This is a genomic window from Erythrobacter donghaensis, from assembly GCF_001557325.1.
Taxonomy (GTDB): Bacteria; Pseudomonadota; Alphaproteobacteria; order Sphingomonadales; family Sphingomonadaceae; genus Erythrobacter; species Erythrobacter donghaensis_B.
In genome coordinates, this window is sequence record NZ_LSJS01000101.1 from 1 (window position 1) to 11,172 (window position 11,172).

The following is an 11,172-nucleotide window of genomic DNA, read 5'->3' on the forward strand; positions in this document are numbered from 1 at the left end:
CTAAAGAGCGCTCGCTACCTACCCGCGCAAGGCGGCCCCCGCCGGATGGATACCATTCGAGACAGAAGACCGTCAGAACTAACGATCGATTTGTAACCCTTCTTAGCCGGAAATCGCCTCGCGTGCTCAATCCCGTTCATAGTTTATGAACGGACGAAATCTTCCGATCGACGTGCGGGTCACCAGCAGCGGCAAGGCTGAACCCAATGACGAAGATTAAGGCCTTCACTGTTCTTGTCCTTCCTCGTCTTCCTCGGCGGTGGGATTAATGAAATTCAGCCCCAAGGCCGCCTCCGGGCCTTCCAGTGTTTCTACATCGCGGAGGCGACGGGAAACTGCACGGGTGCGTCGACCTGCTTCGTCCACTGTGCGTTTGGCAGTCTCGAGCTGTTTGCCGAGCTTTTCCCAGACATCGCCGTACTTCGTAAACTCGGCCTTGGCCGCACCGAGCACCTGCCAGACTTCGCTGGAGCGCTTCTCGATGGCGAGAGTGCGGAATCCCATCTGGAGACTGCTAAGTAGTGCCGAAAGCGTCGTTGGTCCCTGAACCATGACTCGGTGCCTCGTCTGCAGTTCGGCGACGAGCCCAGGGCGACGGATGACTTCGGCAAATAGTCCTTCGGTCGGAAGGTACATAATGGCGAAGTCCGTCGAGAACGGCGGATGGATATATTTGTCGCAGATTGCCTTGGCCTGAAGCCTGATTGCACGCTCCAGAGCTGTCGCCGCCTTTTCGACCTCATCGACGAGGCCTCCCTCCTGCGAAGCGAGCAGACGATCATAATCCTCCTGCGGGAACTTCGCATCGATTGGCAGCCACAAGGGGGCATCTTCCCCGGTCCGGCCGGGCAAACGAACCGCGAACTCGACAATCTCGCCGCTGTCGGGGCGGATACGAACGTTGCTCGCGAACTGGTCTCGCGTCAGCATGTCTTCCAGAAGCATGCCAAGCTGGACCTCACCCCAGCCACCCCGCGATTTGACATTGCTCAGGACACGCTTGAGGTCGCCCACACCGGTAGCAAGGTTCTGCATTTCGCCGAGACCCTGGTGGACCTTTTCGAGACGCTCGCTCACGAGCTGGAAGGATTCGCCCAACCGCTTCTCAAGCGTGCCTTGGAGCTTCTCGTCCACGGTCATCCGCATCTTCTCAAGCTTGTCAGCATTGTCGCTACGCAGTTTTTCGAGACCCACCTCTAGTGTCTGCCGGAGAGCATCTTGTCGCTTTTCATTGCTTTCGGTCAGCTGGCCAACCTTCCACGACACCGCCTCCAAAGCTTTGCGCTGCTCTTCGCGATTATCCCTTTGGGCCTCCATGAGGCGCTCTGAGAGGGCGCGCATTGCCTCGTTGGTTTCACCGAGGCGTTGAGACTGGGTCTTGGCAAAGCCTTCTGAATGCCGCTTGATCGCCTCATCAAGCTTCTCGCGGCCATCTGAAGCTTCCTGCCGCATCGCGACAAGCTGATCATTCTGGGCTTTTCCGAAATCTGTCAGCCTGGTTTCCACGGCAAGAAAGCGGGCGCCGGTTGCATCGGTGTGGCCCGCGAACATGGTCCGCAGCTCTTCGCGCGCGAATCGTGATTCCTCGCGGAAAGTGTCAGGCAGCGATTTTGCGATCTGCTCGACTATCGCAATCCGGGTCAACAGCTCCTCCGGAATGCTGGCAGGGCGACTGACCTTGAACAAGATCACCCCCGCCAGCACAACCGTGGCGGCGGCCAGTCCAAGCATAACGAGATTCAACGATTCCAATTCCTGTCACTCCTCAATCGCCCTGTCTCGCTGGCGCGCGAATACATCTATCAGTTTCCGAAGCGGGATAATGACGCTTGCAGGACTCACGCCGCTATCCTCGAATCCACCCAAGGCCTTGTATACGCGTTGGTTTCGAAGAATAGCACTTCATCATCCGATAGCCTGATGAGCTGACGCGGCTGCAGCAGAATGCGCTCGCCGGCCCGAACCATGGCAAGATGGCTATCGGCCGGCCGGTTCGCCTTTTCCAGCAGGCGCGTGGTGTCGATCACATCGGCGTCGATCGCGAGCAGCTGCCCGTCAACGTCGACGATGTGCTTCATTCCGAGGTCCCAGTAAGCCATCTGCGATGCTCCTTCTTTCAATGAGAGGAATATCGCAGGCGAGCACGTCAAAACCTGTCATGTCCAAATTCATTGAGAAGGCACAGGACGTTCACCAGCGTCATATCCTCGACCGTCCGGCATGGCGTTTCGAGCAGCAGCGGACTCCCAATGACGATGGCTGCCGCCTGCGCCCGGGAGACCGCGACATTGATCCGGTTGAGCGAGAACAGAAATGCGAGGTCGCGTGGCATCTCCTCTCCGCTGGAAGTCGTCATCGACACCAGGCAGATCGGCGCTTCCTGCCCTTGGAACTTGTCGACTGTCCCTACGGGCACACCCGGCGGCAGAGCCGCCCTCAGTGCATTGACCTGTGCATTATAGGGGGCGACGACGAGTATGTCCTTGTGGGCAATCACGCGATCCTTACCGTTTCGGTCTCGATAGACCGAACCCACCATCGCTTCGATCTGGCTGCGGATGGCTGCAATCTCTTCGGGTGAGACCTGCGATCGACCTTTGTGGTCGACGGGTGCCAGACGTGCGCCAAGCAGGCTTTCACCGGTTGGGGAAACAAGCGTCTGGGCCGCGGCCGCCTCGTCACTAGCCAGACGGTCCTCATAGACGGCTGCGGAAATGAACCGGCAGATCCCGGGATGCATGCGGCGGCTCTCCGGAAGGAAAATGCCGCGCTCGGGCGGAATGACCCGGTGCCCATCGATCAGATATTCGAGGCAGGAAAGCCCGCTCTCCTCGGGATGGCTACCCTGAAGCGGCTGTGGAAGCTGCATTGGGTCGCCGACGAGGACGATGTTATGGGCGCAGCGGCCCATCGCGAGGATGTTGGCGAGCGAGACTTGTCCGGCCTCATCGACGAACAGGTAGTCGAATGCAGGCGCGTCATAGCGCGCGAAATGCCAGGCGGTGGAACCGACGACCTGTGCGGTCCCGATCTCGGGAGCATTGTTGTCGGTTACGGCAATGATCGCCGGATGATCGTCAGCATCCTCGGCATCGGAGACCTTTTGGACGATGGAACAGGCGAGCCCTTGGTCTTCGGCCCTTTCCGCGACGGCCTTGAGAAGATTGCCGATCGCTTTGTGGCTGTTTGAGGCGACCGCAACCCGCTTTCCCGTCCGCACGAGGTCGGCAATCGACAGGCCGCTGACATAGGTCTTTCCCGTCCCGGGGGGACCCTGAATGCCGAGGGTCGTCTGATCCATGGCTGCGATCGCGCGGCTCGCAGCATTTGGAAGGTCATCACCCTCGCGGACGATCCCGTCTGGCCTCGGCCCATCGCTGAACACGGGAAGGGCTTTGGTCAGAAGATGCTCGAGGGCCGGAACGCGTCCCGTGTTGGCGATCATCTCGTCGATGACGGCCATCAGTGAATTGCGAAGCACATCGTTCCGGATTGGCTTGGGCGGGAGAAGATCGAGCCTGTCGGGGAGGGGCCCCTTGGCGTGGGAGCGGCGCAGAACCAGCGTGCGGTCGTCATGATTGATCGATTGAAGCTGCACGTCTTCCGGCATGGCAGCGGGCTTGATGCAAGGGGCTTTGCCCGCCCGAAGCTTGGTGTCCTGCTCGGGAAAGCGGTAGGTCCGCTCCGAGGATTTGGTGGTCACTTGAACCGGTGCGTCGATGGCCTCGAGACCCTGAAGGCAGTCGAGGTCGTCGAGCAGTTCTTCGCTTTCCTGCGCGAGCCGGTCGAAGATCGCCCAATAAGCGGGCTTGTCCTCACGCTTGTGAAACTGGCTCAGGTCGAGCAGCAGTGTAGCGACCTGTTCGCCGAGACGCGCGCGCACGGGTTCGAGCCGCTGCCGAAGGGCTTCGAGCTCGGCATCCTCTGCCTCGACATTCGAGAGCGTCCCATTGGCTGGCACATCGCCGAGGACTGGCCACGGCGTGTCCCCAGGCCGCACATCTCTGATCAGCCAATCCCGGAGCAGCTGCGTCGAGATGCAGTCGGTTCGGTTGTAGTCATGGATCTCGTCGAGGAGGCGCTGCTCACCGGTCTGCCGCCACTGCTCATAGAAGACGACACTGGCACCCGCCGTGGCAACGTCTGCGGCGCGCTTCTCCATGTAGAAGGCTTCGAGATCCTTGATCGAATAGCCTTTCTCGGACGCGATTAGACCGCCACCGACGACCTTGAAGAGATCCACGAACCTCTGCTCGCGCTGCAGCTGGTCCATCGCCGCCTCACCGGTGCGGTGCGCCGCGGTCAGGCGCCTGAGGGCTGCGATCTCGTAATTGGCATAGTGATAGATATGGGCCTTTGGATATTGTCGCATGCGCTTGACGAGAAAGGTGAGAAGGTCGCGCATCGCTCGCCCTTCCTCGTCGCGATCATGCGCCCAGAAAGCCCGGAACTGCCATTCGCCGTCCTCCATGAACCAGACGCCATGGAGATATTCGAGGCCTCCGGGAAAGTATGGGTCGCCTTCAATGTCGTAGAACACGTCGCCTTCCGCCGGTTCAGGCAAAAGACCGAAGCCCTTGCCCGGTTCAGGCTCGCGGAGCTCAAAGGAAGGACCTCCGCCCGCGCGCCGGGCCGTCTGCAGTCTGGCTTGCGCCACAAGCTTGCGCTGCGTCTCGGCTGCCATTTTCGGGACACGTTCCGTCCTCCTGGCAAGCGCCGCCATGGTATCAACTCCGGCTGCCTCGAGTTTCTGGCGCTGGCTGCGGGTTATGCCTGCGACAAGGGCAAGGCTGTCGTCCTGCTCCCACTGCGCATTGCAATGATCGCTCCACCGGCACAGGCCACAGGCGGCGTTGGGCTCGGCGCGGGTTGCCGGGCGTTCGGCCACAAACCCTTCAAGCATCGAGCGCGCATGCCGCGCGTAGGCGGAGACATCGGCCAGACGAACCGTGTAGCGGCTACCGTCTCCCAGCTGGAGATGTGCCGCCTCAGGAGCCAGACCCTGCACCTTCGCGAGGAGATCGCTGTAAAGGCACAGCTGCAGCACATGCTTGGGATCCGGCTTGCGCTTGAGCTTGGTATCGACAACTTCGTAGGACCAGTCCCCGAGCGCAGACGGGCGTTCAACTCGCTCCAGGAAGTCGGTGTAGCCGCCCCACGCTCCGTCCAGTAGAGCACCTTGGAAGATGATGTCTGCCCCCTGGGCCATGGCCGCGTGAGTCAGCTCAACCGATTGTTCGAGGGAAAGCCCATCCTTGGGGATCTCGGTAATGGACCGACCTTCAGCGCGAAGCTGTTCCAGAAAGGCCAGCTCGTGCTCATCGCCCTGCTGCTGCAGGAGCAATGCTTCAGCACTGTCTTCCCTTAGAGCGATGTCACCTTGTTCAATCAACCGCAGATCAAGGAACGTCGCGTGGCGGCACCCCTTGAAGCGCATCAGGTCCGAGGCCGAGAAGCGGAAATTTCCTTCGATAAATCGCATGCATAGCTCCTTACCATAAGCTATGCCCGTTCAGCATGACAAAACCTGTCATGGAGATTCTGAATGTCATTCGCCAAGGCACAGGAGCTGTTGAAACTCGCGATGATGGCGACGCGCCGCAGCGGCGTGTCGCTCGACGAGATCATGGAAGAATTCGGTTGCGTGTATCGGACCGCGCAAAGGATGACCGAGGCGCTTGAAGCGGCGTTTCCGCAGACGGAAACCCAAGAGGGGGAAGATCGGAAAAAGCGTTGGCGTATGCCCGCTCGCCACGTCGCAGCTCTCCTGTCACCCTCCCCCGAAGAGTTGGCGGCACTATCGAATGGGATTGCGCAGCTCGAACAGGCCGGCATGCTGCAGGAAGCGGCACTTGCAAGGAACCTCGATCGAAAGGTGAGGGCGCTTGTCCCGCCGGAAAAGGGCACACGTCTCGCCGTGGATGAGGAAGCGCTGCTTGAGGCGTTGGGCCACGCGGCCCGTCCCGGGCCAAGACCGGCCGCCAACCGTGACGTCGATATGGCGATCTATGAAGCGCTGAAGGGTCCATTTCTGCTCCGCTTTCCCTATCGAAAGCGAGGCCAGACCAAGCCGGTCGAGCGGATCGTCGCGCCACACGGTTTGTTGCTCGGTGTTCGCCGCTATCTGGTCGCGAGAGACATCGCGAAGCCGACGTCCGCACCGCTGCAACACTTCCGCGTTGAGGAAATTGAGGCGGCCGAGGTGCTGGAGGAATCCTTCGAATTTGATCAGGATTTCGATATCCGCCGGCATGCCGAAAAGGGGTTCGGTTCGTTTGAGAATTCGACCGAGTATGGAGATGTGGTCTGGCGCTTTTCGCCGGAGGCGGCAGCCCATGCCCGACGCTTCGTCTTTCATCCGACGCAGACCTTAGAGGATGAACCTGACGGCTCTCTGCTGGTACGGTTCAAAGCGTCCGGCCTGCTCGAGATGTGCTGGCACCTCTACGCTTGGGGGACGGCGGTCGAAGTTCTTCAACCCGAACGGTTGCGCGACATGGTGCATCAAAGTCGGCGCCGCTTCGATGCTTTGCCTTGAGCATATTTGACGCGTCGGGGACCAATCAGACAGCCTGCGGCAGCTCAGCTTGGCTTTCGTTAGCCCAATATTACACACATAACTCGGTACGAGGGCGCGAACCCCATCACGTCACTCAATCAAATCCGATTTAGTGCGTTGAGATAATATACTTTCTTTCAATGATCTATTCGTTGAAAAGTGTGCCGGACATGACGCGAGCCCGGCACACTTTTCAGAAAGCCCTATCGGGCTTGTGGCGGGCTTCGTGCGGGTTCGCCGCCATTCCCGCCGCCGCGCTTGATCCGCCCCACCGTGCGGCGTCTCCCGCGGTCCCCGCGCTTATCGGGTCCGGGTCCCCATCATGCCGCCTGCTGCAGGTCGGTTATCTTCTGAAATTCTGCGAGCAGCTGCGGATGGTGCTGGGCCAGATACCGCACAATCGGTGCGCTTCTCAGCAGGCTGCCCAGGTACCCGGTGGCCAGAACCAGATCGAGGTGGTCAGCGCCGTAGCTCTGCTCGATCAGCTTGAAATCGCGGTCGAGCTGCGCGCTCTCCCGGCTCATCAACTCGATCTGCGCCTCGGTCAGGCCCCGCACGGCTTTGCGCTTCTGCTCGACAAGGTCTTCTTCGGCCGTGGCCGCAACAATCGATTTAGCATAGCCGGTCGAGTACTTGTTCATCGCGACCATCATCTCGGCAGCGGCAATCTGGCGCATCGGCTTCATCCGCCGCAGCTCGACGAACACGTTCATGGGCACATGCTTGTCTCGCAGCAGGTCCACAGCTTCCGGGCAAATACCCGTCAGAAGGTTTCGTTTGGCGCGGATATTGCCGATGTTGACGTTCAATGCCCGGGCAAGCCGCTCTTCCGAAACGCCTTTCTTGACGGCGTTGAGGATCATCCGGTGCTCTTGGATCGTTGCCATCCGGCTGACGCGCTTGTTGTAGGTGAATGCCTCATCTTCAAGGGCAACCAGGCAGACCACCTCGGTCTCGCCCCGCTCGAGCAGGATTGCGAGGCGCACATGTCCTTCGAGCAAGTTATACTGCGCCGGGTTGACCCGATCCCGAAACACAACCGGGGGCTCGATGATGCCCACCTCGGCGATCGATGCTGCAATCTGCTTGTACTTCGCAGACTTCCGGACCGTTGACGGTACCTCGCGCATCGGCATGATCTCGCTGATCGGGATACGCAAGGTCGTATGCTCAAAGCCATCGGGCAGCGATGGTGGTTTCTTGCCGCTCATGCCGACACTCCCGGTTGCGGTTGAAGCCGCTCAGCAAGGCGTTCAGGCATGGTCGTGAGGCCTTCGTCCTCGAGGAGCGCAACAAAGCTATCATCGGCCGACAGGCGCCGCATCGCCTCGGTGATCAGCATCAGCCGGTTCTGCGTCATTTCGGCGCGCGCGATCAGCGCTCGCTTACGTTCGGTCTCCTCCTGATAGGCCTTGACCAGTGAATCAGCGGAGACGCGCTCCCGAGGGGCGCGTTCCTTGGTCTCCAGTCCTTTCCCACGGCGGCGCCGCGTCTCGATGAGTTTGCGCGCTGCCAAAAGCTTGCGCCCCTTGAGCTGCCCATTTTCGTAAGCTTTCGTGAGTGCAGCCTGCACATCGTGGTCAGCCGCTTCTGCGATCTCGACCGCGACGCTGACTGGTATGATCCCGCTTTCGACCGAGCGCAGGAGGCGCTGTTCCCCCGTTTCGATGAGCCGCGCTACGCCGTTCACATATTCGATGGTGAGCCCGGTTTTGCGTGCAATCTCGGGATTGGAGTACCCCCGCTCCTGCATGCCGCGAATGTCCTGGAGGAGATCAAGGGCGCGATGCTGGCGTCGCGCACAGTTCTCGACCAGACTGGCGATAAGGCAGTCTTCCGGGTCGGCGGACACCACCAGCGCAGGGACCTGGGTTTGGCCGAGCGCCTTGAACGCTTCGAGGCGGCCCTGCCCGCATACGAGATCGTAGAATGGCCCGCCTGCCTCAATCCGGCGCGTCACGGTAATCGGCTTCTTGAGCCCGATCTTGGCGATATTGTCGACGATGTCGCGAAACGACTTCTGGTTGCGCACGCGCGGATTGACGATGTTGACCCGGTCGATCGGGATCATCTCGATCCGTTGGGCAGGCTTGGCCCCGCTCATGCTGCTGCCCTCAGGGGCACGCGGGCGGTCAGCCGGTAGAAAAATTCAAGCGTGTCGAACCGGTAGGCATCAAGCGACAGGCCGTTGAAATCGGCAAGGCGCAGGGTTGCCTCGCGCATATCGAGCGCTGGGAGAAGATAATAGTCCTGCGCGATCTCGTTATCGGCATCCATCCTGACGGCGAGCGTGATGTCAGGCCGCAATTTCGTATCGAGCCGGAGCTTCCAGCGATTGCCGCCCGCCGACGTCTGGAAGCAGCGCGCAATCGTAACCGACACGGAAAACTCGCCATTGATCCGGAGAAGGTCGGTCTCCTGGTCACGGACAACGCTGCCACCGGTCTGCTCGATACCGCGGATGATTCCATCAAGGATACCGGGGTGAATCGCCCGCAGACGGCGGTTGATCTCGAGGTAGCGATAGTCGTGATCGGGCGCGAAGCCGACCAGAGTGTAGGCCCGCAGGAGGCTGCCGAACCGCGAGCGGAATGCGCTGCTCGACGGGCAATCGTTGGCCTCATCGATGATCAGGCCGGACAAGAAGCCGCGCTGCGCAAAGATTTGCGACAGCGCTGCCAGCATCTGATCATCGGACAGCTTTTCCGAGCGCTTGGCAATGAGGGTCTGCGCGGCATCGAACATTGGCGCAGGAATAATGGCGTCGAACACGCCGTTCGCACGCACCCAGTCTTCGGGCGCATTTTCGACGTGTTCGCCCTTCAGCTTGCACGAAGTGCGCGCCCAGACATTGTTGCCGATGTATTTCTCGTTGATCAGCAGCTGGTGAACCGTTCCGCGCGTCCATTCCCTGCCAAGGTCTGTGCGAACGCCGCGGGCATTGAGGTCAAGGGCGATTTCGGCTTCGCTCTCGCCGGCCTCAATGAAGCGCCGATAGACCTCGCGGACGATGGCGATTTCTTCATCTGGTCCCCGCACCAGAATGACGCGATCGGTGGCGATGCTTTTGTGCTCGCCGCGGCCCAGCAGACCTTTTGCCACACCCTGCTGATCGACCAATTGACGGCGCAAGCCGTAACCGGCGGGGCCGCCCTGCCGGTAGCCAAGCCGGATAAGATTGGCCTGACCCGCGAACACCTTGACGGAAAGCTCCCGGCTGTACTCCCCGGCCATGGCCCGTTTGACGGTCTTAATGATAGAGGAGCCGATGCTCCCATCGTTCTCCCATTCCTCGCCGCAGTAGAGAACGCGCACGCCCTTGCTCTTGCAGCGCAGTTCATAGCTGGCGGCTTCGTCAGGATCCTGGAAGCGGCCCCAGCGGCTGACATCATAGACGAGCAGGACCGTGAAATTTGCGCGTCCGCTTTCAACATCATCGAGAAGTGCCTGCAGCGCAGGCCGTCCCTTGATGTTCAGACCGCTCTTGCCTTCGTCCGCGTAGGTTTTGACGATTTCGAGCCCGTGCTTTTCAGCATAGATCGCGATGGTCGCTGCCTGATTGTCGGTAGAATACTGCTGATGCTCGGTCGACATGCGAACATATTGGGCCGCCCGGATGGTCGGGGGCGGCGGGGGTTCATCATGATTGTCGTCCGTCCATCGAATGACCATGCGATACCTCGAGCGCAGATTGCGAAAAGCGCCTCGGTCCCCTGCGTTACACGAGAAAGGAGCGAAAAATGGTTCCTATTAGCGGAAGCAAACTTCGCGGGACGCCAACCGGCCTTTCCGATGCGCTACTGGCGCGAATGATTGGTGCGGCGCTGAAGGCAGACCTCGGCGGGACTCGGCAGGCAACCAAGACGGTGATGAGATGGGCGCAGGTCAGCGATCATACCGCCCGATCTTGGCTGAACGGCCGAACCAGCCCCAGTAGCCTTCATCTGCTTGAGCTCGCCACGCAGTCGCATACCGTCATGACGGTGATATTGAACGCGACTGGCCACGACGGGTTGCAACTCGCGCATGACCTGGCGGCAGTCGAGCATTCGCTCGAGAAAGCATTGTCACAGGTCAGAGCTCTTCGCGGCACCTAGTAACACCTAAGTTCGCACGAGCCTCTCAATCTGACGAACTCGAACAGCATCTTTGTCGTGCGGCATCGGAAGTGAGTCCATTCAAGGTGTCTGCAGGGTGATTTGCCACAAGTTTTGGTTCCCTGTTTCGGACTCGAAGGGGCACCAAAACTCCTGCGGGAGTGGCATCAAAAACCTTGAAAAAACCGCAGAAATCTGCCATTTTTGGCTGGATTTTGATGCCGCGTGTTTCACGCTGTTTCAGGCCGTGCCCCCACAATCAGGGGCATGGAGCGGGGCATATGCCCCCTCATGCCCCTTTCTGGCGAAAGGTCATGCCCCCAAATGTCACTGACAGCCTTGCAAATCCGAGCTTTTTCGCCCGGTGTTACCGCCTACAAGCGCGCCGATGAGCGCGGCCTCTACCTCGAAATTTTCCCCAACGGCTCGAAGCTCTGGCGGCTGAAGTATTATGTAGGCGGCTGTCCCCCGTCAGCACCAATGGCACAGATTTGAGGTTGTGATTTAAGGAGGGTT

9 protein-coding genes are annotated in these 11,172 nt (G+C 60.1%); 3 read left to right on the forward strand and 6 right to left on the reverse strand.

Features of this window, described 5'->3' with window-relative positions; genetic code table 11:
- Positions 1–225: 225 nt before the first annotated feature.
- The 3 genes from rmuC to AX692_RS05690 all read right to left on the reverse strand — a co-directional run bounded on the left by rmuC (position 226) and on the right by AX692_RS05690 (position 5,482).
- Positions 226–1,752 (reverse strand): DNA recombination protein RmuC, encoded by a 1,527-nt coding sequence (gene rmuC / locus AX692_RS05680; protein WP_230959842.1) that lies wholly within the window; start codon positions 1,750–1,752, stop codon positions 226–228.
- 86 nt (positions 1,753–1,838) lie between these two features.
- Complete coding sequence (locus AX692_RS05685) at positions 1,839–2,099, reverse strand: hypothetical protein (protein WP_073975323.1); 261 nt, start codon at positions 2,097–2,099, stop codon at positions 1,839–1,841.
- 47 nt (positions 2,100–2,146) lie between these two features.
- Positions 2,147–5,482: a TM0106 family RecB-like putative nuclease gene (locus AX692_RS05690; protein WP_073975324.1), complete on the reverse strand. Its 3,336-nt coding sequence runs from the start codon at positions 5,480–5,482 to the stop codon at positions 2,147–2,149.
- A 63-nt stretch (positions 5,483–5,545) separates the two neighbouring features.
- Between AX692_RS05690 and AX692_RS05695 the strand changes: the two genes are divergently transcribed.
- The gene (locus AX692_RS05695) at positions 5,546–6,538 is read left to right on the forward strand and encodes a helix-turn-helix transcriptional regulator (RefSeq protein ID WP_067402660.1); all 993 of its coding nucleotides are present in this window, start codon (positions 5,546–5,548) and stop codon (positions 6,536–6,538) included.
- A 341-nt stretch (positions 6,539–6,879) separates the two neighbouring features.
- Here the strand turns inward: AX692_RS05695 and AX692_RS05700 are convergent, their stop codons facing one another.
- Genes AX692_RS05700 through AX692_RS05710 form a run of 3 tightly spaced genes read right to left on the reverse strand, consistent with a single transcriptional unit; the run spans position 6,880 to position 10,231 of the window.
- Positions 6,880–7,770 (reverse strand): plasmid partitioning protein RepB C-terminal domain-containing protein, encoded by an 891-nt coding sequence (locus AX692_RS05700; protein WP_067402658.1) that lies wholly within the window; start codon positions 7,768–7,770, stop codon positions 6,880–6,882.
- Complete coding sequence (locus AX692_RS05705) at positions 7,767–8,663, reverse strand: plasmid partitioning protein RepB C-terminal domain-containing protein (protein ID WP_067402655.1); 897 nt, start codon at positions 8,661–8,663, stop codon at positions 7,767–7,769. Before AX692_RS05705 ends, AX692_RS05700 begins: the two co-directional genes overlap by 4 nt.
- Positions 8,660–10,231 (reverse strand): recombinase family protein, encoded by a 1,572-nt coding sequence (locus tag AX692_RS05710; protein WP_067402652.1) that lies wholly within the window; start codon positions 10,229–10,231, stop codon positions 8,660–8,662. Before AX692_RS05710 ends, AX692_RS05705 begins: the two co-directional genes overlap by 4 nt.
- Before the next feature lie 68 nt (positions 10,232–10,299).
- Between AX692_RS05710 and AX692_RS05715 the strand changes: the two genes are divergently transcribed.
- Positions 10,300–10,656, forward strand: coding sequence for a hypothetical protein (locus AX692_RS05715; protein WP_155644854.1), 357 nt, complete (start codon positions 10,300–10,302; stop codon positions 10,654–10,656).
- A gap of 324 nt (positions 10,657–10,980) precedes the next feature.
- Positions 10,981–11,151 (forward strand): Arm DNA-binding domain-containing protein, encoded by a 171-nt coding sequence (locus tag AX692_RS19540; RefSeq protein ID WP_155644855.1) that lies wholly within the window; start codon positions 10,981–10,983, stop codon positions 11,149–11,151.
- Positions 11,152–11,172 lie beyond the last annotated feature (21 nt).